At 32.2% G+C, this 24,557-nt stretch carries 23 protein-coding genes; 10 read left to right on the top strand and 13 right to left on the bottom strand.

Going from position 1 to position 24,557, the window contains the following annotated elements; translation table 11 throughout:
- Nucleotides 1–44: 44 nt before the first annotated feature.
- Nucleotides 45–278, bottom strand: coding sequence for a hypothetical protein (locus tag NHF47_RS13800; RefSeq protein ID WP_252765483.1), 234 nt, complete (start codon nt 276–278; stop codon nt 45–47).
- 11 nt (nt 279–289) lie between these two features.
- The gene (locus NHF47_RS13805) at nt 290–1,441 is read right to left on the bottom strand and encodes a class I SAM-dependent RNA methyltransferase (protein WP_374670179.1); all 1,152 of its coding nucleotides are present in this window, start codon (nt 1,439–1,441) and stop codon (nt 290–292) included.
- Between the two features lie 174 nt (nt 1,442–1,615).
- Between NHF47_RS13805 and NHF47_RS13810 the strand changes: the two genes are divergently transcribed.
- The 9 genes from NHF47_RS13810 (at nt 1,616) to NHF47_RS13850 (ending at nt 7,258) form a co-directional block, all read left to right on the top strand.
- Complete coding sequence (locus tag NHF47_RS13810; protein WP_252765485.1) at nt 1,616–2,359, top strand: cyclopropane-fatty-acyl-phospholipid synthase family protein; 744 nt, start codon at nt 1,616–1,618, stop codon at nt 2,357–2,359.
- Nucleotides 2,359–3,069 (top strand): ZIP family metal transporter, encoded by a 711-nt coding sequence (locus tag NHF47_RS13815; RefSeq protein ID WP_252765486.1) that lies wholly within the window; start codon nt 2,359–2,361, stop codon nt 3,067–3,069. The genes NHF47_RS13810 and NHF47_RS13815 overlap by 1 nt, the downstream gene beginning before the upstream one ends.
- Nucleotides 3,070–3,144: 75 nt before the next feature.
- Nucleotides 3,145–3,957 (top strand): N-acetylmuramic acid 6-phosphate etherase, encoded by an 813-nt coding sequence (gene murQ, locus NHF47_RS13820; protein ID WP_252765487.1) that lies wholly within the window; start codon nt 3,145–3,147, stop codon nt 3,955–3,957.
- An 11-nt stretch (nt 3,958–3,968) separates the two neighbouring features.
- Nucleotides 3,969–4,433, top strand: a complete 465-nt coding sequence (locus NHF47_RS13825; protein ID WP_252765488.1) for a hypothetical protein — start codon at nt 3,969–3,971, stop codon at nt 4,431–4,433.
- Nucleotides 4,434–4,435: 2 nt separating this feature from the next.
- Complete coding sequence (locus NHF47_RS13830) at nt 4,436–5,140, top strand: hypothetical protein (protein WP_252765489.1); 705 nt, start codon at nt 4,436–4,438, stop codon at nt 5,138–5,140.
- Nucleotides 5,141–5,144: 4 nt separating this feature from the next.
- A complete protein-coding gene (locus NHF47_RS13835; RefSeq protein ID WP_252765490.1) occupies nt 5,145–5,372 on the top strand; it encodes a DUF6095 family protein in 228 nt (75 codons plus the stop codon).
- Complete coding sequence (locus tag NHF47_RS13840) at nt 5,359–5,940, top strand: DUF1572 family protein (RefSeq protein WP_252765491.1); 582 nt, start codon at nt 5,359–5,361, stop codon at nt 5,938–5,940. Before NHF47_RS13835 ends, NHF47_RS13840 begins: the two co-directional genes overlap by 14 nt.
- Before the next feature lie 28 nt (nt 5,941–5,968).
- Nucleotides 5,969–6,352: a DNA topoisomerase IV gene (locus tag NHF47_RS13845; protein WP_252765492.1), complete on the top strand. Its 384-nt coding sequence runs from the start codon at nt 5,969–5,971 to the stop codon at nt 6,350–6,352.
- Between the two features lie 51 nt (nt 6,353–6,403).
- Nucleotides 6,404–7,258 (top strand): TerC family protein, encoded by an 855-nt coding sequence (locus NHF47_RS13850; protein ID WP_252765493.1) that lies wholly within the window; start codon nt 6,404–6,406, stop codon nt 7,256–7,258.
- A gap of 47 nt (nt 7,259–7,305) precedes the next feature.
- Here NHF47_RS13850 and NHF47_RS13855 read toward each other — a convergent pair whose 3' ends face one another.
- The 9 genes from NHF47_RS13855 to NHF47_RS13895 all read right to left on the bottom strand — a co-directional run bounded on the left by NHF47_RS13855 (nt 7,306) and on the right by NHF47_RS13895 (nt 19,025).
- Nucleotides 7,306–9,036 carry a cytochrome-c peroxidase gene (locus tag NHF47_RS13855; protein ID WP_252765494.1) on the bottom strand — a complete coding sequence of 577 codons (1,731 nt, stop codon included), beginning with the start codon at nt 9,034–9,036 and terminating at the stop codon, nt 7,306–7,308.
- 64 nt (nt 9,037–9,100) lie between these two features.
- Nucleotides 9,101–10,546 carry an alkaline phosphatase PhoX gene (locus tag NHF47_RS13860; RefSeq protein WP_252765495.1) on the bottom strand — a complete coding sequence of 482 codons (1,446 nt, stop codon included), beginning with the start codon at nt 10,544–10,546 and terminating at the stop codon, nt 9,101–9,103.
- A 159-nt stretch (nt 10,547–10,705) separates the two neighbouring features.
- A complete protein-coding gene (locus NHF47_RS13865; RefSeq protein WP_252765496.1) occupies nt 10,706–12,967 on the bottom strand; it encodes a multicopper oxidase domain-containing protein in 2,262 nt (753 codons plus the stop codon).
- 24 nt (nt 12,968–12,991) lie between these two features.
- Entirely contained in the window at nt 12,992–13,999 is a 1,008-nt protein-coding gene (locus tag NHF47_RS13870; protein ID WP_252765497.1) for a DNA topoisomerase IB, read from the bottom strand.
- Between the two features lie 4 nt (nt 14,000–14,003).
- On the bottom strand, nt 14,004–16,520 hold the full coding sequence (locus tag NHF47_RS13875; RefSeq protein WP_252765498.1) for a heavy metal translocating P-type ATPase: 2,517 nt from the start codon (nt 16,518–16,520) through the stop codon (nt 14,004–14,006).
- Nucleotides 16,521–16,600: 80 nt separating this feature from the next.
- Nucleotides 16,601–17,164, bottom strand: a complete 564-nt coding sequence (locus NHF47_RS13880) for an AraC family transcriptional regulator (protein WP_252765499.1) — start codon at nt 17,162–17,164, stop codon at nt 16,601–16,603.
- Nucleotides 17,165–17,167: 3 nt separating this feature from the next.
- A complete protein-coding gene (locus NHF47_RS13885) occupies nt 17,168–17,647 on the bottom strand; it encodes a DUF305 domain-containing protein (RefSeq protein ID WP_252765500.1) in 480 nt (159 codons plus the stop codon).
- Nucleotides 17,648–17,741: 94 nt separating this feature from the next.
- On the bottom strand, nt 17,742–18,575 hold the full coding sequence (locus NHF47_RS13890; protein ID WP_252765501.1) for a DUF3347 domain-containing protein: 834 nt from the start codon (nt 18,573–18,575) through the stop codon (nt 17,742–17,744).
- Between the two features lie 87 nt (nt 18,576–18,662).
- Nucleotides 18,663–19,025 (bottom strand): hypothetical protein, encoded by a 363-nt coding sequence (locus NHF47_RS13895; RefSeq protein WP_252765502.1) that lies wholly within the window; start codon nt 19,023–19,025, stop codon nt 18,663–18,665.
- Nucleotides 19,026–19,239: 214 nt separating this feature from the next.
- On the opposite strand from NHF47_RS13895, the gene NHF47_RS13900 reads away from it, so the two are divergent.
- A complete protein-coding gene (locus NHF47_RS13900; RefSeq protein ID WP_252765503.1) occupies nt 19,240–21,102 on the top strand; it encodes a serine hydrolase in 1,863 nt (620 codons plus the stop codon).
- A 49-nt stretch (nt 21,103–21,151) separates the two neighbouring features.
- Here the strand turns inward: NHF47_RS13900 and NHF47_RS13905 are convergent, their stop codons facing one another.
- Both NHF47_RS13905 and NHF47_RS13910 read right to left on the bottom strand, forming a co-directional pair.
- Nucleotides 21,152–23,848, bottom strand: a complete 2,697-nt coding sequence (locus NHF47_RS13905; protein WP_252765504.1) for a DNA gyrase/topoisomerase IV subunit A — start codon at nt 23,846–23,848, stop codon at nt 21,152–21,154.
- 40 nt (nt 23,849–23,888) lie between these two features.
- Nucleotides 23,889–24,494: a hypothetical protein gene (locus NHF47_RS13910; protein ID WP_252765505.1), complete on the bottom strand. Its 606-nt coding sequence runs from the start codon at nt 24,492–24,494 to the stop codon at nt 23,889–23,891.
- Between the last annotated feature and the right edge of the window lie 63 nt (nt 24,495–24,557).

Here is a 24,557-nt window from a genome sequence, read left to right on the forward strand (position 1 = left end):
ACCATTTTAGGTGATTTTTTGTTTTATTTAACAATCTATTGGTATTACTTCACTTCACGAATTCCTTTTACAAATATCCATTTCATAAATATTTTTTCATCTTCATGAGTTTGCATGTATTGAAATTTAGGCGAAAGAAATAACGAAACAATAAAAGAAGGTCCCGCTATCCAAAAACCAATTAGGTCAGTAAAGTGCATAATTAATAAATAAGCCGGAATATAAAAACAGGTAAAACCTAAAAGATTGTATAAAAATGCTTTTGTTTTTTTACTCATGATTTCTTTTTTTAGTAATTAGTATCGGTTTGAAATTTAGCTCTTTTACTTCCTGCATACATTTCGTATTTTACGAATCGAGCTTCTAATTTTCCGTTAAATAATTTGATTTTTCGACTTGGCTTTAGACCCACAAACTTCAAAGCTTCTAAATTGGCTGTAATAAACCAAGCATTTGTATTGGGATATTTTTGTTTCATCGTATCACCAAGTTCTCTGTAAAAACGTTCCATTTCAATATCCAAACGTTCTCCGTAAGGAGGGTTAAACACAATATGCAAAGGCCCTTCTGTCATTTTTTCTGTATCGAAAAAATTAGCTTGACGAATGGAAATATATTCGTCTAAATTGGCATTCCTAATATTATCTTTAGCTTTCGCAACAGCGCTAGGTGCTTTGTCATAACCGGTTATGGTATAATGAAATTCACGTGTTTTTTTCAATAACGATTCCAATACTTTATCAAATAATTCGCTATCCCAATCTTGCCATTTCTCGAAAGCAAACTCTTTTCGGTTAATATTGGCTGGAATATTACACGCAATCATCGCAGCTTCAGCTAAAATGGTTCCACTACCACACATGGGATCTAAAAAATGACTGTTCCCTTCCCAACCCGACAACAACAACATTCCTGCCGCTAAAACTTCATTAATGGGTGCTATATTCGTAGCTGTTTTATAACCTCTTTTATGCAACGATTCTCCAGAAGTATCTAAAGAAACAGTAACCATATCTCTGTCAATATGAATATGAATACGCAAATCAGGAAAGTCTTTATCAATATCCGGACGTTTACCAGTTGCTTCTCTAAATTGATCAACTATAGCGTCTTTTGTTTTTAAGGCTACAAACTGACTGTGATTAAAATGTTCCGAATGTAAAGTGGTTTCTACAACAAATGTTTTGTATTCGGTAAGGTATTCTGACCAATCAATTTTTTGAATTCCATCATACAAACTCTTATCATTATAGGCTTTAAACGTTTTGATTGGTTTTAGTATTTTCAGAGCGGTTCTTAAAGCTAAATTGGCTTTGTACATAAACCCTTTATCACCTATAAAACTAACCATTCTGGTTCCTTGCTCAATTTTTTGTGCGCCCAGTTGCAATAATTCTTTGGCTAATACTTCTTCAAATCCAAATAAGGTTTTGGCAACCATTTTAAAATTTTCCATGTTCAAACATCAATTTCAATTGCAAAAATACATTAAATTTATTCTAAATCTTTTATTTGTTTCATTTAGGACAAACGAAGCTAAATTCTTTATATAATAATTTTATATGAAAGCAAATTTTATGTAGGTTTGCAAGATTAATTAGTGTGCAAAAGAATAATGACAGAAAACAAGAACTCAATTAACCAAAAATGGTATGCTTCATGGTTTGACACCCCCTTTTACCATATTTTATATAAAGATAGAGATTATCAGGAAGCGCAATATTTCATGGATAACTTAACGGGGTATTTGAATCTTCCTGAAGAAGCTAAAATATTAGATTTAGCTTGTGGAAAAGGCCGTCATTCCATTTATTTAAATTCGCTTGGTTATGATGTTACTGGAGCCGATTTATCTGAGAATAGTATTGCTGAGGCGTCTCAATTTGAAAACGAAAAATTGCATTTCAAAGTACATGATATGCGTGACATTTGTGAAGAAAAATATGATGCTATTTTTAATCTTTTCACCAGTTTTGGCTATTTTGAAAAGGACGAAGACAATCTTACTACTATAAAAGCGATTCATAATAGCTTAAACGAAACCGGATTTGCTTGTATCGATTTTATGAATGTTGACTATGTAATTGCTAACTTAGTACCAGAAGAGGTGAAGACAGTTGAAGCTATCGATTTTCACATTAAGCGTTATGTGAAGGAAAATCATATTTTCAAAGAAATTGCATTTACTCACGAAGGAGAAAAATATCATTTCACTGAAAAGGTTCAAGCGCTTCGATTAGCTGATTTTGAACAAATGATGGAAGAAGCTGGTGTATATTTACTGGATATTTTTGGAAATTACAAACTTCAAAAGTTTTACAAAAACGATTCAGAACGTTTAATCATGATTTTTAAATAATGGATTATAGTGTCTATTTTTTACCGTTGCTATCTGTATTGATAGGATATTTTATAGCGCTTTACTTTCGTCCAAAAAGTAAAAAGAATTTAAAATTAGTACTTGCGTTTAGTGGTGCCTTCTTATTATCTTTAACTGTAATGCATTTGTTACCCGAAGTATACGAAGCTGGTTTACATCATACTGAAGATCATCATCATAATCACAATAGTGCTATTGGTATTTTTATCATGATTGGTATTGTTTTCCAAATTATTTTAGAATATTTCTCTAAAGGTGCGGAACATGGTCATGTACACGGACATCAAACACTACATCAAATTCCTTGGCTTTTGTTTTTTAGTTTATGTTTACACGCGTTATTAGAAGGAATGCCGATTAGTGCACACAATCATTTAGCCTATGGAATTGCCATTCACCATTTTCCAATTGCTATTATTTTGACAACTTTTTTTGTGAATGCCCATTTGAATCGAAAAGCCATTTTCTTCTTTATGTTGGTTTTTGCAACAATGACACCTTTAGGAACCTATTTATCGGCTCATTTAACCTTTTTGAGTGAATTTTATACTCAAATTTCTGGCATCGTGATTGGAATTTTATTCCATATTTCTTCAACTATTATATTTGAAACAAGCGAAGGTCATAAATTTAATTTAGCCAAACTTACGGTAATTGTTTTAGGGATTGTTTTAGCTTATTTTATTTAGCTTTTAAATTCTAAATCTAAAATTCTAAATACCCAAAAAATCTTTGTATTTTAGCAGTAATATCATTACTATAAAATGCACTTTACTAAAACTACAGAACAAGCCTCTAAATATCAACATTTAGAGCAAATGTCGGTTCATGATTTGTTGACCAATATCAATAAAGAAGATCAAACGGTTCCATTCGCTGTTGCAAAAGCACTTCCTCAAATAGAGGCTTTAGTAACCGAAATTGTTACTAAAATGAAGCTTGGAGGTCGACTTTTTTACATTGGTGCTGGTACATCTGGGCGTTTAGGAATTGTAGATGCTTCCGAATGCCCGCCTACTTTTGGAGTTCCTTTTGATTTAGTTATTGGTATTATTGCTGGTGGTGATGCTGCTATTAGAAAAGCGGTTGAAAATGCAGAAGACAGTACCACTCAAGCTTGGGTCGATTTACAAGAATGGCAAATTAACACCAATGATGTGGTAATCGGCATTGCTGCTTCAGGAACGACTCCTTATGTAATTAAAGGACTCGAAAAATGTAATGAAAGTGGCATTAGCACGGGTTGTATTACTTGTAATTCTGGAAGTCCGTTAGCCTTAACTGCTCGATTTCCTATTGAAGTAGTTGTAGGGCCAGAATTTGTTACTGGTAGTAGTCGTATGAAAGCAGGAACGGCTCAAAAATTAGTCTTAAATATGATTTCAACTGCCACTATGATTCAATTAGGAAAAGTGAAAGGTAACAAAATGGTTGATATGCAATTGAGTAATGATAAATTAGTTGATCGCGGTACCAAAATGATTATGGAAGAATTAGCCATTGAATATGAATTCGCTAAAAAATTATTATTAAAATATGGCAGTGTAAGAAATGCTGTAACCAACTATAAACCTTAACTTTTAAAACTATGAAAAAAATACTTTCTCTTTTTTGTTTCTTTACTATTAGCTTAATTTTTTCTCAACAAATTGAAGTGAGAGATAACAAATATTATGTGAATGATGATTTAGTCTATAAACACGAAATCACAAAAACCTTAGCAGCTAACCCTGAAGCTTTACAATTATATAAAAAATCTAGAACCAAAGAATCTGTTGGTGGCTTATTATTAGGTGGCGGAATTGGATTAATAATTGGAGATGTGGTAAAAGGTTTGGTTTCTGATGTAGATTACCCTTCAGGTTTTACCTATGTGGGTGCAGGATTAATAGGCGTTTCTATTCCAGTCCTTTCGGGTAGAACCAGAATGCGAGCTAAAAGTATTGAACTTTATAATGAAAGTGTAAAAGATAATTCAAATAGTTTAGGCTATCAATTTGACATGAAAGTAATTACCAATTCAAATGGTATTGGATTGAATATCACTTTTTAAATTTGAGGAAAAGAAAAAAATATTATAACAGCAAAGGGGTTCTTTTTGCTTCCTTAATTACTATCTTTTTAGTAAGTGGTTATTTTTTGTTTTCTAATAAAACGTTTCAATATTGTTCCAATGAAAAATACCTGTTAGGTATTCCTGATTCGTTACCCACAATATCTATTGATTATAACCAGTACCAAAAAGATATTTTAGAAGAAATAACGATAAAACTGAATCGAGAAACCTGTTGTAAAACCCACGAGTTTCATTTAAAATTAAGTACCAATGAAACGGTGAATGTAACACTTTTTAATCATTGTAAGAGTTGTCCAATAGTATGTGGTGGACGATTATTTACTCGTGTTTTAATCAATCGAGATAATCAGGTTTTAGTTAATGAAAGACCTATTGCAAATGATTCAATACCAAATTATATTCATGAATTTTTAAAAAAACCAGATACCGATTATAACTATGCAGAAAATTGCCTTCTAAATTGGGATTTAACAACAAATAAAGAAGCTATAGAACAGGCTTTTATCGGCATTCAAAAAGGGTATCAATTGTATTATGAAGAAATCGCACAAAAAAAATTTGGCAAACCCATTTGCGAACTCACAAAAAGCGAAATCAAAAGTATAAAAAGAGAAAAATCTAGTATTTATTTAGGTGTTGGCTACAGGATTCTAGAACCTCCACCTCCACCACCAATAGAATAATATTATGGCAACAGATAGAAAATTACTTGCAAAAGGAATTAAGTACTTATCTGGTACTTTACCCCTTTTATTTATAGGACCAATTGTTATTAATAGTTCGTTTAAAAACGAGGAAAGTCCGTATTATCCTTATGTTTTAGCAATTGGAATTCTCATTAGTGCTATTGCTATTTATCTTGGGTTTAAAGGAATTAATATTATCATGAAAAGTTTATTCGATGGAAACAAGTAACATCTATTTAGAAAGCGTTAAAAAACAAATGCTGTACTACAAAACCATTGCCGAAAAAGCAATCGATCAGTTAGAAACTTCACAGTTATTTATTACTCCAAATTATGATACTAACTCCATTGCTACTATCATCAAACACATGCATGGCAACATGTTGTCGCGTTGGACTGATTTTTTAACAACCGATGGCGAAAAAGAATGGCGAAAAAGAGATGAAGAATTTGATGCCCTTTTTGAAAACCAAGATAAAAAGAGTTTACTTCAACTTTGGGAAGAAGGTTGGCAATGCTTTTTTAATGCAATTCACAGTTTGCAACCTGAAGATTTATCTAAAATTATTTACATTCGAAATGAAGGTCAGACAGCTTTAGATGCTATTAACAGGCAATTAGCTCATTACCCTTATCATGTGGGCCAGATTGTTTTTTATGCCAAAATGTTAAAGCAAACGGAATGGAACAGTTTATCGATTCCTAAAAACAAATCCAACGAATACAATGCTGACAAATTTTCTAAAGAAAGAGAATTGAAGCATTTTACAGATGACGAACTTAAGAAACTGCAATAACCTTTTAAAAATTAATAATAAATTACAAATGTGCATCAAAAAACACAACCTTATCCTTTTTTTAGCACCCTTATTTTTAGTTTCTTGTTATGAACAAGAACGCAATTGTAAAGCGTATAAATCAGGAAATTTTGAATTTACTCGTGAAATTGATGGCAAGCTAGAAACTTCCTATTTTGAACGTAACGATTCAATACAAATTGAAACGTTTAGAGGTCATAAAGATACCTCTTCTGTTCGATGGGTAAACGATTGCGAATTTATCCTGCAAAAAATCAATCCCAAATCGATGAGCGAAAAAAATGCAGTACAGATAAAGATACTGACTACCAATGCAAAAGGATATACTTTTGAATATAATATCGTTGGACAAACAAAAAAACAACGCGGTTCTGTAACAAAAAAGGAATAATTTACGTTTAACAACTTTAATTTCAATTCGCAACAAATAAATTAACTCACTATGGAGATTTTATCAAATCCAGATGCATGGATTGCCCTGTTAACCTTAACTTTTTTAGAGATTATTTTAGGAATCGACAACATTGTTTTTTTATCCATTGTTTCTGGTAAATTAAAAGCAGAAGACCAACCTAAAGCGAGAAGAATAGGACTATTATTAGCCATGCTTTTTAGAATAATCCTACTCTTTGGAATTACATGGGTCATGGGATTAAAAGAATCTTTCTATGATTTTGATTTCGGTTTTTTCTCAGGAGGTATTTCGGGTCAGAGTTTGATTATTTTTGGAGGAGGTTTGTTTTTATTGTACAAATCCGTATCTGAAATTCATCATAAATTAGAAGGCGAAGAAGAAAGCACCGCTGGAAAAGCAAGTAGTGGTTTATCGGGTGCCATTATTCAAATCGCATTATTGAATATCGTATTCTCTTTTGATAGTATTTTAACTGCTATTGGATTAGTCAGTTCTGCGGAACCACCAGCTGGTTTTGGTTACGCGGGTTCCTTAGAAATCATGATTATGGCCATTATTCTTTCTATTGTTGTAATGTTAGCTTTTGCTGGACCTGTAAGTAAATTTGTTAATGAACATCCTACTATTCAAATATTAGGATTATCATTTTTAATTCTTATTGGAGTAATGCTTTTAGCAGAAGGATCGCACTTAGCAAACTTTAAATTTGGTAACGATATTGAAGTACATAGTATTCCAAAAGGCTATTTATATTTTGCTATTTTCTTCTCTTTATTTGTAGAGTTTTTAAATTTAAAAATGAAGAAAAACAGAAAACCAGTTCAATTGAAGAATAGTAAAATAATGGATGAGAAATTAACGAATGACGATTTTTTAGATTAATTCAACACCATAAAAAAACTCCCTAATTTGGGAGTTTTTTTTTATATTTAAAGCTTATCAGTAAGTGTTTTCATAAATAAAACCAAATCATCTTTCTCTTGATCTGTTAAGTTGAGTTTATCGAAAGGCAAGGTTTGGTTTTCCAAAGTCATTCCTAAACCAACGCCTCCACCTTTGTTATAAAAATCTACAATTTCTTCCAAAGTAGTATACACCCCATTATGCATGTAAGGAGCTGTTTTTTCAATATTCCGTATAGTAGGCGTTTTGAAAAAAAATTTTCTTTGATCTGTTTTATAAACAGTATACCGTCCTAAATCGTCATCCATAACAGCCATTAAAGTATCCTTTGTTTTGGGTACACCAATGAGTTCCAATTCCGATTCTTTAAAGGCAACTGGCACCAAACCATTGAATAAAGGTGCAAAATGACAGGTTGCACATTTCGCTTTTCCCATAAACAGATTAAAACCATTAATTTCTTTTTTTGTAAGGGTATTTTCTTTGCTTTGCATATTCAAATCAAACTTAGATTGAAAGGGACTAAGCGACATAATGTAAGAAGCTATGGCGTTACGAATTAAATGATTATCAATCTCTTTTGCATATACTTTTTTAAAAGTAGCTACATAATCTTCATTTTCTAAAACTCTTTTCTCTAAATCGTTTAATGACAAATGAAACTCATTTGGGTTATTCACTACATCAACAATTTGTCCTTCTAAACTACCCGTTCTTTTATCATGAAAAAAACCTTTTTGCAAAGCTGCATAAAACAAGGTTGGTGAATTGCGAGTGGTTCCTGGTGATTTTGTTAACCCATCCGTAAAATACAATTCTTGTTTATGACAACTTGCACAACTAATAGTTTTGTTATGGGATAAAGTTTTATCTTCAAAAAGCATTTTTCCTAATTGTACTTTTTCTTCAGCTAGAGGATTTTCCTTTTGATCGGTAAAATGATTGATATTAAAAGTATTCTTTTCAAATAAATTCGTTACTTCATAATTAATCGGTTGTTTGAATGGAAAAGTAACGTTCCAATCCGTTACGGTTTGGTTCCAAATTCCCATAGCTTTATGCGTGTGTTGCTTAATAAAAGTATATCTATCAAACGTATTAAAATCTTTCTTAGATAAAAAAGCAAGACTACTCTCAATTTCGTTCATCCAATTATGATGCAAATCTTTATTTTGAAATTGACTTTCGTAAATAGACAGTATTTCTTTTAAAGAAGTGTAAACGGTTTTACTTTCTTCTAGTGAATTGGATAGAACAGGCGAATCAAAACCTGTAATTCCAGTTAAAGCCACTCTGTTTAGAGCATCTCTGATAATCCATAAAATATGATGTTCTTTTAAAAACTGTAAGGTAAGATTCTTATGCAAGAATTTAAATTTCGTACTTGCGCTAACAACTTGTCTGTTTAGAGTTTCTAAATCCACTTTATCTTCATACAACAATTCTTCAATTACCTGAAAACCATTCGGTTCTTTTATTTTAACATCCGTAAAATCTTCTTCTTCTACTTTTAAAAGATTAGGTTGGTTTAAAAAAGTATAATTATCTGCATCGATAAAGGCTAAAACGGGTTCCGCCTTTTTAAAAAACATTCGTGCTTTTAAATAGAAATTGCGTTTATCGTTTATATTTCCTGAAGCATTTAAGGAATCTAAAGCTAAAGCCGCGTTCCATAAATCATTTTTAAATTGTAACTCTAATTGTTGTAAAGGAGCAATTGTTTCATACCCCTCTTTTTCTTTACAACTACTATTCATAAAGACCAAAAGGCTATATAAAAATATAGCCTTTAAAGTATTTTCTTTCAATATTTTAATCATATTAACGCTCTAGACCTTTGATCAAAAATAATTGACTCCCTTCTGAACTATCTGGATTTGAAATTGCTTCAGCATCCGTAAACGCGCTGTTAGTCCAACCATGGTTTTGCGTACAAATTAAGAAACTTCCTTCCACTCCAATCACATCTGATACATCTATCATACCTGTTAATTCCCAAATATTTGATACAGATCCCATTCCTGCAGTAGCAGCGGCATTTTGGTCACATTCTAACACTACTTTTAACGCTTTTGTATTTAAATTGTATTGGTATAAATAAGGAAAATGTGTTTTATCTGCTGTATCAGGATACCCATTTGGATCTTCCATAATATAAGCGTAATCTTTAGTTACTACAATATTATCTGGACTATGGAATTGTTTGGCAACACCTGTTAAATTATCACCGTCTAAAACACAAGTAATAGTTGCCACTTTAGGATCATTAGCATCTAAAACTACTTTATAAATTCTACCATAAAAAGTACCTTTTCCTGTTAAAGCTGTACTTTTTCTACCTGTAACTGCAAAATAGATTTCCCTGTTAGCACTTCCAGAACCTTTTCTGTAATCAATATCTTCTACTCTAGAGAATCCCATAATTCCTTTATCTCTAGATTCTTGTTCTAATTCGTTTAATGTTCTTTCCGTATACTCTTCAAAAACAACAGGATACGTCACGCCTTCTTGCATATCCATTTCATAATCAATCCCTGCTTGAGTTACTTTTAAACCATATAACTTTCCACTTGCTAAATCACCTCTGTTACCAATATACATCGCAAACTGGCCAGAAGGCGTTGTGTTGTCTCCTGTATCATCACCAATAAAAGCTACTGTTTTAGAAGGATACGCATCTTTACCAATAACTACTGCATTTTCTGTAGACCATTGCCCTAATGCTGGAAGTAACGTAGCTAATTCAGCATCTTCTGCTTTTTTAAAAGGATCCGTTGCAAAAACTCCTTTAGAAGCACCACCCCATTCTCCTCCAGATAAATACAAAGGACCAAAACCATGTTCTTCTGGCATAATTAAAGATCCAGAACATTGAGCAGTTCTAGCAGTTGCAGCTGCATTTAAAATATATTCTCCTTTTACTGGTTTGAACGTTTTGTCAAATGAAATTCTTGCAATGGAATAATCAGCTTCAATATTGTTAATTAAAGAATAGGTTCCATCACTTAATTTCATTAATCCCATTCCGTCAGCCATAGAACCGTATACAAAGTTCGGTGATTCAGATAATTGATCCTCTGAACTTAATAAGGAATAAACTTCAAGGTTTTCAAAACCCGCTTTTTTGGCTAAATAAGCTGGTGTTTGTGAATGGTTTTTTAAAGTAACTGATTCTTGTGTTTCTACTTCTTTCGTATCATCATCATTACAAGAGACTACTGTAATAGATAAAGCAAGTAAAAAAATGGATTTAAAATTTGTTTTCATAATAATAAAAGGGTTGTTTATTTGTTGACCAAAATTACCCCATGATTGTAAACAAAAAGTAAATCAAGTATTACTATACTTATAGGTGAAGTTTATGAAAACTTTACAAAAAGGTTACTATCTTAATTTTTCATTAACGCAATGTGAATTTATTCTCTTTTAATAATTCAAATTCACTCCAAAACCAATTCCCATATCGCTGTCATAATGTGTTGTTATTCCAATATTTTTACCAGCAATGTATTTGAAACCTGCCATATACTCTTTATCTGTATTTACCATAAAAGCCATTCTCAAGCGTTTTGAGATAGGAATATCTTCACGCATAAGTTGCAGTCTTACATTTCCATCATGATACAGTTCCGATTGAAAAGTGATTAGCATGGGTAACGTATAAGCAAAACCAATACTGGCTTGTAATCGTTTGTCTTTAGTACTTGTTTGACCAAATAAATTTTTCTCAATTTCACCATGATTCAATTTACGATATCGGGCATCGAAACCTATAAAAGGCATAAACCATTGATTTCTTCCAATATATCTTCCTATATGTGTTTCCGATTCATAACCATGATGATCATTATATCCCAAACGCCATTCAGTCGCTACACTCCAGCGTGTATTTTGTAACATCATTTGACCATCATTTCCATTGGTGGCAAAGTCATTTTCAGCCATAAAATGAAAACGATTACTTTCTGCTTGCAATTTTTTATATGCTTTTTCTTTATTCGTCAGATAAGGATTAGACTTAGAATTTTCATAACTAAAAACGCGATTCATCCCAGCCATCATGTGATACAAAATATGGCAATGGAAAAACCAATCCCCATCAGCATTTGCTTCAAATTCGATGACATCTGTTTCCATGGGCATAATATCTAAAACATTCTTAAGTGGCGCATAATCTCCTTGCCCGTTTAAAATTCTAAAATCGTGTCCGTGTAGATGCATGGGATGGCGCATCATAGAATTATTATATAAGGTAATCCGAAGTACTTCACCTTTTCTTATTAAAATTTTATCTGTTTCTGCCAGTACTTTATTATCCATACTCCAAACGTAACGGTTCATGTTTCCTGTTAATTCAAAACGCAATTCACGAACAGGTGCTTCTTTTGACAATGTGGTTTTTGTAGGTGATTTCAACATCGCATAATTTAAGGTTACCCTATTGGATTCTTTAGAAGGCATATTATGATTACTATGGCTCATCTCCATTCCATTAGCATTCATTTTTTCTTGTTTACCCAATTTATTCCTCATAGAATTTCCTGTAATTTCAGGATACATTACCGTATTCATGTCCATTTTTTGAAAACTCATTTGCATACCCATATCATCCATAGTACCATCCATATGCATCATGTTGTTCATCATTTTCATACCTTCAAAATATTTCAATTTAGGCATTGGATTAGCCAATTGTTTTACTCCTTCACCAATAAATATAGAGGTAGCATTGGTTCTATCTTCTGGTGTAGCTAAAAATTCGTATGAAATATTTTCATTTGGAATCGTTACAATTACATCGTAGGTTTCCGAAACTCCAATAATCAACCGATCTACCTCAACAGGCTCCACATCATTTCCATCATTAGCCACTACAGTCATTTTACCACCTGCATACTGTAACCAAAAATAGGATGAAGCACCTCCATTTGCAATTCGCAACCGCACTTTATCTCCTTTTTTAAATTGTGGCAATTGACTTTCTTTATTCCCATTTAACAAAAAAGCATCATAATAAACATCACTTACATCCATTGCTAACATTCTTTTCCACTCGTTATTCAATTTCGTTTTAAAATGACCTTCTCGAATGGCTTCAGCATAACTTTGAGTTGTTCCTTTTTTAATAGCAAACCAATCGGAAGCATTGTGCAACATACGATGCACATTATTCGGATTATAATCGGTCCATTCACTTAAAATTATTGGTACTTGTGGAATATCGTCAATGCCTTTTCTAAAATTGGGATTCTCTGTTTTTTTCTTTAAAATTAAAGAACCATACATTCCAATTTGTTCCTGCATACCACTATGACTATGGTACCAATGGGTTCCCGACTGTACAATTGGGAAACGATATACATGCTCCGTTTCAGGAGCAATAGGCATTTGAGTTAAATAAGGCACTCCATCTTCAGGGTTTGGTAAATACAGTCCGTGCCAATGTAATGAAGTTCCTTCCTTTAAGTGATTATACACATGTATTTCTGCTAAATCTCCCTCGGTAAAAGTTAGGGTAGGCATTGGAATTTGACCGTTAACAGCAATGGCTCTTCTTTCTTTTCCTGAAAAAGTAACTATCGTATCTCGAACATGTAAATCGTATCGAACAGTTTTCTGTGCAATACTATTTCCAGTGATTAAAAGTATAATTAGTATATATAGTATTTTTTTAATTTTGTTTTTCATTAGAATAGTTTTTTTACATACAGTTTAAATGTGCTTTAATAATTCTTTTTCTGAAGCCGTTAATTTCCAACTTAAAGCTCCAGAATCTTCATAGCATTTATTAGGTAATGTGCGTGCTTCAATTTTTTGTAAAATAGAAGGATGTACATAATAGGATTTACAAACGGTGGGTGTATTTCCTAACTCATCAGCTACCATTCGAATCAAAGTATTACTGAATTTCTTTTTGGTACTTGATGCAATCGCTTCTAAAGCATAAGGGTACAATTCTACAGCCAGTCTTGTGGCTACCCAAGTTCTAAAATCTTTGCTAGAAAAAAACTCTCCCATGTATGTATGAATGTAAGAATTGACATCATCACTATCAACGGCATGAAAGTAACCCGATTCATCTTTATATCTAAAAATTTCATAACCCGGTAATTCAGAAGATTTTTTAATCAATTTTGTTAAAATGTCGTCATCAATTTCAACATGTCTTATTTTATTACTCTTCCCTTTGTATTCAAAAACAATTTGGTCTTCCTCAAGATGCATGTGTTTTCTTCTCAAGGTAGTTAAACCAAAGGTTCCATTTTGAGAAGCATATTGTTTGTTGCCTATTCGAATTCCAGTTTCATCTAAGATTAAAATTAATAACGCAATGATTTTATCTTTATCCCATTTCTTAGTTTGTACATCTGCTATGACTTTTTTTCTAAAACTTTCTAAAGCGGTCCCAAAATCTTTCATTTTAGCAAATTTCTCTTCTTGTTTTTGCTTTTCAAAAGCAGAATGATAAATGTATTGTTTTCTTCCTTTGGCATCTCTACCAATAGCCTGAATATGACCATCATCCCATTTACAGATATACACATCGGTCCACATTGGTGGAATAATTAATTTACGAAATCGATTCAATAATTTTTGATTGGTAATTTTTTTTCCATTCTCATCGAAATATTGAAACCCTTTGCCATATTTGCGTTTGTGAATTGACATTGCTTCATCGTCAACATGTTTAATTTCTAATTTTGATTTCAACTTTTTCATTGTTTCAGATTTTAACTGTTCTCAATCGAAGGGCATTAGCAATTACTGAAACGGAACTAAAACTCATGGCTAAGGCAGCAATCATAGGAGATAACAACATTCCAAAAAAAGGAAATAACAATCCGGCTGCAACGGGAATTCCAATAGAATTATAAATAAAGGCAAAAAATAGATTTTGCTTTATATTTTTCATTACGGCATGGCTTAATTCTTTCGCTTTTACAATTCCTTTTAAATCTCCTTTTACTAAAGTAATTTTGGCACTTTCAATAGCCACGTCTGTACCAGTTCCCATTGCAATTCCAATATCGGCTTGCGCTAGTGCTGGTGCATCATTAATTCCATCACCAGCCATGGCTACTATTTTTCCTTGTTCTTGGAGTTTTTTTATGTAATTCAATTTATCTTCTGGCAAACAACTGGCTTTAAAATCTGAGACCTTTAATTCTTCTGCCACTGCTTTAGCGGTTTTTTCGTTGTCTCCAGTGAGCATTACTACGGAAACACCTTGTTCTTTTAATTTTTGAATAGCTTCTAAACTAGTTTTTTTAATAGCGTCAGAAATAGTAATATAACCTACTAATTTCCCTTCGATAACGATATACGAAACTGTTTTACCTTTTTCTTGTTCAGCTGTAACTTCATTTTGTAAAGTTTGCTCTAAAGCAATTTTTTCTTGTTCCAATAATTTTTGGTTCCCCAATAGAATTCTTTCATCATTAATTTCACCCACTACTCCCATTCCAGTAACAGCATCAAAATCATTTACTTTAAAGAAATCAACATTCTTGTTTTTTGCAAACGTAACTATTGCATTTGCCAATGGGTGTTCACTATTTTGATTTATAGAAGCTATTTTTGCTAGAGTTTTATTTTCATCTGCTCCTTTAACGACTATCTTTTCAACCGATGGCTTCCCTTCAGTTAAGGTTCCCGTTTTATCTGTAATTAAAACATCTATCTTATCCATTTTTTCTATGGCTTCAGCGTTTTTAATCAATACCCCTAATTTGGCTCCTTTCCCTACTCCAACCATAACCGACATTGGAGTTGCTAATCCTAAAGCACACGGACAAGCAATAATTAAAACTGCTATTGCGTTCACAAGGCCATAGACTAATTTAGGTTCGGGACCAAAAAGCCACCATATGAAAAAAGTTATAACTGAAATAAGAACAACAATTGGTACAAAATATCTCGAAATTTTATCCACTAAATTTTGTATAGGAGCTCTGGATCGACTAGCATCAGAAACCATTTGAACGATTTGAGATAGTAATGTTTCTGAACCAATTTTTTCAGCAACCATTAGAAATGACTGTTTTCCATTAATAGTTCCTGACTTCACCTCATCATTTTCTTGCTTATCCACAGGAATAGGTTCTCCCGAAATCATAGATTCATCAATCGTACTTTTCCCTTCTGTGATTTTACCATCTACCGGTATTTTCTCACCTGGTTTCACTCGAATTGTATCGCCAATTTGTATATCATGAATGGAAATTTGTTTTTCTTCTCCATTAACAACAATAGTTGCATTTGTAGGTGCTAATTTTAATAATTCTTTAATGGCTCCATTCGTTTTAGTGTGCGCTTTTGCTTCAAGAAGTTGTCCCAATAACACCAATGTTAAAACCACAGCGGTGGCTTCAAAATACAAATGAACACTTCCGTCAGCTGTTTTAAATTGGTTTGGAAAAAAAGAAGGAAAAAGTAATCCTAATAAACTAAAGAGAAAGGCAACCCCTGTTCCAATACCAATTAAAGTGAACATGTTCAGGTTCCAATTGACTATTGACTTCCAAGCTCTTTCAAAAAACATCCAACAAGCATAAAACACAACCGGTAGCGTTAGAAAAAATTGAACCCAGTTCCAAGTTTTTAAATCCATTAGTTCATACAATGGATTATTAGGAATCATATCGGACATGGAAATAATAAAAACAGGAATACTAAATAGTAGTGCTATTTTCATTTTATGCCACAATTTATGGTACGTATTTTCCTCTTCGGAACCAGTAGATTCTATAGGTACTAAATCCATTCCACATTTAGGACAACTACCAGGTTTGTCTTCAATCACTTCTGGATGCATAGGACAAGTATATTTTTTGGAAGTAGTTAATTTAGGTTGTTGTACTAAATCCATTCCACAAACGGGACAATCTCCTGGTTTATCGTATACTTTATCACCTTCACAATGCATAGGACAATAATACTTTCCTGCTTGATGATGGTAATTATTCGAATGTTGTTTATTCTCATTTGTAGTGCAACATTCTTTGTGTACTCTTTCTTGATGAGATTTTTCACCAATAGAAATTTGATATTTGCTTTCCTTTCCTCCTAAAGCATCTTGCAAAGTTGGCAATTCAACATGTTCAGACATAGTAATTATTGCTTCTTTGTTTTCTTTTGAAACAATAACATCTGTAATATTTTTTACTTTAAGTAAATTGGATTTCACTGTAGCTTCACAGCCTGAACACGTCATTCCTTCAATACTATATTTGTGAGTCATAATTTTACGTTTTTAATAGTACAAATTTCGAAATCTTAAAAACCAATTACTTACACAATTATGGATAGATTTTGCAAAATTTATAATTGGTCTAATTTCTTTCTTTTTTTCTCTTTCATTTTTTTAAAATAACTAGGTGAAAAGCCCGTTACTTTTTTAAATTGGTTACTCAAATGAGCTACACTACTATAATTTAAAACGTCTGCTATTTCAGAAAGTGTCCACTCATCATAAACAATCAATTCTTTTACTTTTTCGATTTTTAGAAGGATATAATATTTTTCAATACTTACACCTTCCACATTGGAAAATAAATTACTCAACTTACTGTAATCTTGATGCAATTGTTGCGCTAAATAATCAGATAAAGTAAGTTTCAATGAATTGTTTTGATTTTGTACTAAATCAATAAGTAAGGTTTTAATTTTTTCAATTGTTTTACTATTTGCGTCATCTAAAATTTCAAAACCATATGCTTGCAATTTTTCACTAATTGTTAACTTATCATTTTGTGACAAATCATTTTTGAAAATTACTTTCCCTAATTCAACTGAGATTAGGGCATGTTCTAGTTTTTCTAACTCAGAAGTAACCACCATAATGCAGCGGTTACAAACCATATTTTTAATATGAAGATGCTTCATGTATTATTTTTCATTTTCTAAACGTTCCATCATTTGTTTCATCAGAGCAATTTCATGTTCTTGAGCAGCAATGATATCTTCTGCTAGCTTATTTACTTCTGGGTCTTCAAATTTGACATTACTGCTGGTCAAAATTGCTGAGGAATGGTGCGGAATCATGGCTTTCATGTATTGAATATCTGAGATAGGAGTTTGGGTTCGCAATAAATATAAGGTTCCAAAAAAGACAATTGTTGAAAAACCAATGATTCCATAATTTACTTTTTTGTTCGGATACATTTTCCACATAAATAATAACATTGAAATAGCCATTGAGGCAATCATCAATGTAGTCATGTAAACTCGTGTTAAACTATTAAAAATATGATCGAATTTGGCAACATTTAAAAACATAACCAAATACATAATTACAAATGATACTGCCATAATTACAGCAAATTTCAAATAAGAGTGTTTATTTTGATGTATTATATTTTGTTCCATATTTTTTTATATAAATGTAAAAAGAAGCTACTATTTTTCAATTTTAAAATTTAATGAGATTGTTATACAATTCGCACAACAATCCCATTCTAAATTATTCTATAGTTTCAATTATTTTACCACAAGATAACATCATACTTCCATAATATGGATTTTTAATTTCTTTTTCTTTACTTAGCCAATTAGCACCTTTTCCATCATTAGCCATAGGACAATGCTGATAGTAAATTGCATTGTTCAATTTAGAAGCTTTCATCAAAACATAGATATTTTCAGATAACGCTTTGAAGTTTGTTCGTTGCTCTTCTAGTTCATTTGAACTTGCTATAGTGGAAGCATTTTCTTTTAAGTGCATCCTTTTTTCCATCCAAACCCTATGTGTTTCTGCACCTAAAGAATGCATATCTACTTTTTCCATACGAATTACTAAATCAGATGCTGATTTAGATGCTGATTTAGAATTGGAATCTACCAAAGCATCTTTTAATTCAAAATACGTTTCAAATACATTTTCTAAATTTGTTTGAGCCACTTCAGAATTTTCTTTATGCTTCGTATTAGATGGCATCACAACATTTTCCTGCTCATTTCTTCTTTCATATTGACAACATTGCGGTAAATTATTATATGCTTCTTTTGGAGCTAAATAAGAATTGTTATCATAACCTGCTAAAGCAATTCGTTTTAAAACAGCATCTTTAGTTGTTTTTTTAGCATCAAAAGTAATAGTTGCTAACTTAGTTTCTTTGTTCCAATTTACTTCTGCTTCGTTCTTAATACTTCCTGCTTTTTCAATGGTCTTTTTACACATACCGCAATTACCTAAAATTCTTTCTGTAATTGAAGTTTCATTTTTAATTTGTGCGTTACAAGATGCGAACGATACTAATAGTAATAGTATCATTATTCTATTTTTAATAGTTTTCATTTTGATAAAGTTAATTTATAAATAATATAGATTGCTTTTAAAAAAAAGCGTAAAAAAGCCACAATTATGGCTAGACATAATTATAAATCAACCTATTTTAGGAGGAGACCAAACTGAAAAATAAGGAATGCCTGAACATTTTTCTAAGTAACTAAAATTGGTCTTTCTTTCTAAAAAAAGGAAACCGCTTACTTTTAGTAGATCATTATTTGGTAAAACACTTGAAAAAACTGTAGTCACGTTACAATTCGTATTGTCACAATTTCCAGAGCAGGATTTTTTTTGTTTTTGATGATCAGAACAAGCAGATTGTTTTGTTTCTGTTTTACTTTTTGTTGTAGTACAACATGTTTTTTCACTAGCCACAGTTTTTGAACAAGCATAGTTTCTATTTGGATTACATAAGAATCCAATACATAGTACTATTAGAATGTAAAAAGACTGTTTCATAAGTAGATTCAAATTTACAAAAAAAATGATATTGAAAGAATAAGTTCGTGTTAATCAAAATATAAAATTTTAAACTAACCGTAAAAACACAGCAAAATAAAAAGGGAAATTCACCCTAAAGAAACAGTATTCTTGCTCTTTCGCTATGCGTGGATTGAACATACATTTGTCGAACAAAAATCAATTACCCCAACAGGTAAATAAACACAGAAAAATGAAACAATTATTTAAAAAAGAAATTTTAGTTGCAGTACTATTATTTATTACCACAACAATGTCAGCTCAATTTGTAGCAAGACATGCTATGACACCGGCTCAGTATCAAACTGAATTTAACAATCTAAATGCGAAAGGATATCGTGTAACTTCTCTTTCAGGATACACAAGTAATGGAAAAGAATTGTATGCTGCTATTTGGAAAAAAGTGGCTGGTCCAGCTTGGGCTGCTCGACATGGCATGTCTGCTGCGGATTATCAAAAAGAATTTGACGACAAGGTAAGTAAAGGGTATCGACCAGTATGTTTATCGGGTTATGCAGTAGGCAATCAAGCTAAATTTGCTGCTATTTGGGATAAAAGAGCTGGTGGTGCTTGGAAAGCAAGACATAACATGACTGCTAGTGATTATCAAAAAGCTTTCGATGATTATGGTAAATTGGGTTACCAATTGCAACAAGTGTGTGGTTATGTGGTAAATGGAAAAGAATATTTTTTAGCCTTTTGGGAAAAAAAATCAGGAGCTATTATTGCAAGACATAATCTTTCAGCAGCAGATTATCAAAAAGCATTTGATGATTGTACGAATAAAGGCTACCATTTAAAATCAGTAAGCGGTTACCAAAAGGGAAATACTGATTTATATGCTGCAGTTTGGGAAAAATCGGCTACACCCGCTTGGGCAGCTAGACATGGTTTAAGTAGAATGAATTACCAACATACATTTGACAATATGTATTACCAAGGATATGTTCCTGAATTTGTAAATGCATTTGCTTCAGGTAGTAGTGATAAATACAATGCCTTTTGGACAAATACCGCTATGAAATCTTCCGATTTAACCATCCTAGATAACGCAGCAAATAATTACATGAAAACACAAGGCGTAGATGGCTTATCCTTTGCGGTTACTAAAAATGGAAAACTTGTTTTTGCAAAAGCCTATGGTTATGCTGATAAATCTAAAAATGAATACCTATCTCCCAATCATTCGATGCGAATTATGAGTATTTCAAAAGGAGTTACTGCTGCTGGAATAATGAAATTATTAGAGCAAAATAAAATTAGTATGAACCAAAAAGTATTTGGTCCTAATAGTATTCTTGGCTCAAAATATCCAACTCCTGCAGACAAACCTAAATTAAATCAAATTACGGTTTCCCAATTATTACATCATACTTCAGGTTTACGTACATGCAATGGAGAAGCTGAATTTTGGAACAAAGACAAAACCTATGATGATACCATGAAAATGTTATTAAAGTCCTCTGATTTATTAAAATTTGATCCTAATACAAAATATTCGTATTCGAATACTGGTTATTTTATCTTAGCCTGTGTTATTCAACAAATAAGTGGACAATCCTATGAAACGTTTATTCGTAATAATGTATTGAATCCTTCTGGTGTAGGTTCGGGAATGTATGTTGGTTTAGCCAATGGAAGTGTAAAATCGAATGAAGCACATTATACACCTGAAACCAAACAAAACATGCAATTATGGGCTGGTTTTGGCGGTTGGGTAGCAAGACCAATCGATTTAGTAAAATATTTAGGCAAAGTAGATGGTAGCGCAACTCCTCCAGATATTATTAAAGCCAGTACACATGCTATTTTAACTCAAGATACAACTTTATCACCAGGTTATGCTTGCGGTTGGAGTGTTTCTGGAGACCGACAAAATCATAACGGAGCTCATGGTGGTTCAAGATCGTGGTTGGCGGAAATTGGTGGTGGCTACAGTATTGCTATTATTGTGAATAACGCACCTTCAAATGATTCTAGTTTAAGTAAAATGCTTAATGAATTGTCTACGGCCGTGAAAAGCGTATCTGCCTATCCGAATTATGATCTATTCTAAAATAAACATGAAAAATAAAAAGCTGTATTGAGAAATACAGCTTTTTTTATTAGTCTAAACTTAAAGTAATTTGCCCGTCATCTTCCAAATCGGTTTTAACATCTTCAGAAACCGATTCTTCATCATTTACTTCCATCTTTTCTGGTTCGGGTTCAACCGGTTCTTCAAACGGTAAAGATTCAAGCAAATTAATTTGCTTAATTTTGTCTGTGGTTAATTGATTCCCCAACGCTTTAATGCCTTTTACAGCAATAAATTCTTCTAAATTTACCTGAATGGTCTCTTTTTGTACGCCTTTTACTTTGGCAAAAATAATTTCTGCCATGGGTCTCCAATCGGTAGAAACAATTTCTAATTGCGATTTATCGTGCTCTGTGATAAAAATTTCTTCTTTATTTTCGTTTTCAATTACAAATCGTTTTACATAATAGCGTTCTTTTTCGCCATCATAATAAATTGCAGAAATAGGTTTACTTGGTTTCCATTTTTCTAAAACGATCATATCTTCCTCAAAATGAGTCGACAACTCTGGAATAATCGTTTTTACTTTACCAGATTGATTGATGATTAACAAACGATCATTCGGTTTAAATTCGCCTAATAATTCGCCTCTTCCATCTACATTCAAACGTTGCACGGTATCGTCAAACCAAATCTTTCTAGGACGAAGGGTTGAAATTCCTTTTTCTTTTAATTCGATTTTTTTGATTGGATACTTAGAAACCGTATTTCCTTTAGAACCTCTTCCTTTGATTAAAATTTCAGAAAAGTCTAAATCCCATTTCAGTTTTTTGATGCTTCCCACCTGACGTAAAAGTATGGTTACCACTTCTGCTTCCCCATTTGGATTGTGGGAGAAATATAAAATTTGAGAACCTGGTTTTTCTTGTGTAATGTGGTATTCTTTATCACGAGTTACTCCAGAAACATTAAATCGTTTTATAAAAGTAGCTCCATTCTTTCCATCTCTATAAATTACATTATAAATGGTTCGTTTGTCATTTTTATCAAAAACGGCAATATGGATGATGTCTTTACCAATGAATTTCTTATCATCCACTTTAGTAATTACCATGCGACCATCTCGAAGGAAAACAATCACATCGTCGATATCAGAACAATCCGCAACATATTCGTCTTTTTTCAATCCTGTCCCAAGGAATCCTTCTTCTCTATTGACAAATAATTTGGTGTTTCTTAAGACTACTTTGGTCGCTTCAATGGTATCAAAACTTCTTAATTCGGTTTGTCTTTCACGACCTTTACCATATTTGTCTTTTAATTTGGTAAAGAATGCAATCGTAAAATCAATAATATGTTCCAAATCGTGTTTTACCTGTTCCATTTCTGCTTCTAATTTGGCGATAGCCTCTTCAGCTTTATCAGAATCGAAACGTGTAATACGTATCATTGGAATTTGGGTTAATTTTTGTAAATCCTCATCATGAATATCACGCACAAAATCTTTTTTAAACGGTTCGAAACGCTTGTACAAGTATTCATATAAAGATTCTCTATCACCATACAATTTAAAATCGATGTACATTTCTTCACGAATGAAAATCTTCTCCAAAGTTGAAAAATGCCACTTGTTTTCCAATTCGTCCAATTGGATTTCCAACTCTCTTTTCAATAACTCCACCGTTCTTTGCGTGGATATTTTCAGCATATCTGAAACCCCAATAAACAACGGTTTATTATTTTCAATTACACAACCTAAAGGTGCTACAGAAGTTTCGCAAGCAGTAAATGCATATAACGCATCAATGGTTTTATCTGGAGAAACACCTGCTGGAAGATGAATTAAAATTTCTACTTCAGCAGCTGTATTGTCTTCAATTTTTTTAATCTTAATTTTCCCTTTTTCATTGGCTTTCAAAATACTATCAATTAAGGTTGATGTATTCGTAGAAAAAGGAATTTGAGAAATGACTAAAGTGGTTTTGTCTAACTGACTGATTTTGGCACGAACTCTTACACGACCACCACGCATTCCATCGTTATAATTAGAAACATCAGCAATACCAGCTGTAGGAAAATCAGGATAAATAGTAAACGGTTTTCCTTTTAATATTTTAATCGAAGCATCGATAAGTTCATTGAAATTGTGCGGTAATACTTTGGTTGACAAACCTACTGCAATACCTTCTGCTCCTTGTGCTAAAAGCAAAGGGAATTTTACTGGTAAATTAATGGGTTCTGCTCTACGACCGTCATAGGAAAGTCCCCATTCAGTGATTTTTGGAGAATATAAAATATCGTGACCTAACTTAGAAATTCGCGCTTCAATATAACGAGAAGCCGCAGCACTATCACCTGTAAGAATGTTTCCCCAGTTTCCTTGCATATCAATTAACAAGTCTTTCTGACCAATTTGCACCATGGCATCACCAATACTCGCATCACCGTGTGGATGATACTGCATGGTATGTCCAACAATGTTCGCTACTTTATTGTAACGACCATCGTCTAACTCTTTCATAGAATGCATAATCCTGCGTTGTACAGGCTTGAAACCGTCTTCAATAGCTGGAACAGCACGTTCTAAAATTACATACGAAGCGTAATCTAAAAACCAATCCTTGTACATACCCGTTACTTTTGTAATGGTATCTTCTGGATTTTCGTTGTTTTCATAGAAATGATGCCCAGATGTTTTGATGTCATCAAAGCCTTCCGTTTCTTGAGATTCGTTTCCTAATTCGTTTTGTTCGTCTGGGTTTACGTTTTCTTCTTCGTCTTTCATTTATGCTGAATTTGTATCAGTATTTTTTTAGTTTATTGTACTATTTAGCCAATAATTTATATTTCTTTTCTATTTCATTAAATTCATCTTCTGTCATTTTACCTTTATGGTCATCATTTATAAAATATCGTATTCCTGCTTTCCAAAAAAATAATCGCATGGCATCATGACAGTAATATGTTGCTTCTCCTAAACTTTTAGAATGTCGAAAATCGTTACATTCAAAGCATATTTCAATAGAACCCATTATTTCATTGCTTTTATTTTTAAATACAACTTCATGTCTAGGATTATAACAATCTGCTAAATGTTGTTCCTTTGGACAAGAATCTTTCGTTATTAAATGAAATAATTCTTGCTTTTGCTTTTCATCAAGAAGTATTCTTTCTTTAATGAAATCATTAGACAATTGAACATCTGAATTATAATTTACATCTTTTCTATAAGGTAGCGTTTTAATGGAACTTTTATTTAGAAAAGAGTACAATATTACTTCATTAATAGTTTCATATTTAAAATCTAATGAATTAGAAAAATCATATTTTTTAATTATTCCCACATTACTTTCTTTTTTTCTTTTCGATTCGCAAGCAAACAACATTATATTGCTAATTAGAATTAAAAAAAAGAAACTACTGGTTTTCATTTATATTTTGGTTAAAGATTAACAGCTAAAAGTTGACAATAAACTGCACTTTTAAACTGTAAG

The organism is Flavobacterium sp. NRK F7 (genome assembly GCF_024054195.1).
Taxonomy (GTDB): Bacteria; Bacteroidota; Bacteroidia; order Flavobacteriales; family Flavobacteriaceae; genus Flavobacterium.

Bases quoted from the DNA above. Each gene is read 5' to 3' on its own strand.
- NHF47_RS13800 (WP_252765483.1), bottom strand. From the start codon at position 278: ATGAGTAAAAAAACAAAAGCATTTTTATACAATCTTTTAGGTTTTACC.
- NHF47_RS13805 (WP_374670179.1), bottom strand. From the start codon at position 1,441: ATGGTTGCCAAAACCTTATTTGGATTTGAAGAAGTATTAGCCAAAGAA.
- NHF47_RS13810 (WP_252765485.1), top strand. From the start codon at position 1,616: ATGACAGAAAACAAGAACTCAATTAACCAAAAATGGTATGCTTCATGG.
- NHF47_RS13815 (WP_252765486.1), top strand. From the start codon at position 2,359: ATGGATTATAGTGTCTATTTTTTACCGTTGCTATCTGTATTGATAGGA.
- murQ (WP_252765487.1), top strand. From the start codon at position 3,145: ATGCACTTTACTAAAACTACAGAACAAGCCTCTAAATATCAACATTTA.
- NHF47_RS13825 (WP_252765488.1), top strand. From the start codon at position 3,969: ATGAAAAAAATACTTTCTCTTTTTTGTTTCTTTACTATTAGCTTAATT.
- NHF47_RS13835 (WP_252765490.1), top strand. From the start codon at position 5,145: ATGGCAACAGATAGAAAATTACTTGCAAAAGGAATTAAGTACTTATCT.
- NHF47_RS13840 (WP_252765491.1), top strand. From the start codon at position 5,359: ATGGAAACAAGTAACATCTATTTAGAAAGCGTTAAAAAACAAATGCTG.
- NHF47_RS13845 (WP_252765492.1), top strand. From the start codon at position 5,969: ATGTGCATCAAAAAACACAACCTTATCCTTTTTTTAGCACCCTTATTT.
- NHF47_RS13850 (WP_252765493.1), top strand. From the start codon at position 6,404: ATGGAGATTTTATCAAATCCAGATGCATGGATTGCCCTGTTAACCTTA.
- NHF47_RS13855 (WP_252765494.1), bottom strand. From the start codon at position 9,036: ATGAATAGTAGTTGTAAAGAAAAAGAGGGGTATGAAACAATTGCTCCT.
- NHF47_RS13860 (WP_252765495.1), bottom strand. From the start codon at position 10,546: ATGAAAACAAATTTTAAATCCATTTTTTTACTTGCTTTATCTATTACA.
- NHF47_RS13865 (WP_252765496.1), bottom strand. From the start codon at position 12,967: ATGAAAAACAAAATTAAAAAAATACTATATATACTAATTATACTTTTA.
- NHF47_RS13870 (WP_252765497.1), bottom strand. From the start codon at position 13,999: ATGAAAAAGTTGAAATCAAAATTAGAAATTAAACATGTTGACGATGAA.
- NHF47_RS13875 (WP_252765498.1), bottom strand. From the start codon at position 16,520: ATGACTCACAAATATAGTATTGAAGGAATGACGTGTTCAGGCTGTGAA.
- NHF47_RS13880 (WP_252765499.1), bottom strand. From the start codon at position 17,164: ATGAAGCATCTTCATATTAAAAATATGGTTTGTAACCGCTGCATTATG.
- NHF47_RS13885 (WP_252765500.1), bottom strand. From the start codon at position 17,647: ATGGAACAAAATATAATACATCAAAATAAACACTCTTATTTGAAATTT.
- NHF47_RS13890 (WP_252765501.1), bottom strand. From the start codon at position 18,575: ATGAAAACTATTAAAAATAGAATAATGATACTATTACTATTAGTATCG.
- NHF47_RS13895 (WP_252765502.1), bottom strand. From the start codon at position 19,025: ATGAAACAGTCTTTTTACATTCTAATAGTACTATGTATTGGATTCTTA.
- NHF47_RS13900 (WP_252765503.1), top strand. From the start codon at position 19,240: ATGAAACAATTATTTAAAAAAGAAATTTTAGTTGCAGTACTATTATTT.
- NHF47_RS13905 (WP_252765504.1), bottom strand. From the start codon at position 23,848: ATGAAAGACGAAGAAGAAAACGTAAACCCAGACGAACAAAACGAATTA.
- NHF47_RS13910 (WP_252765505.1), bottom strand. From the start codon at position 24,494: ATGAAAACCAGTAGTTTCTTTTTTTTAATTCTAATTAGCAATATAATG.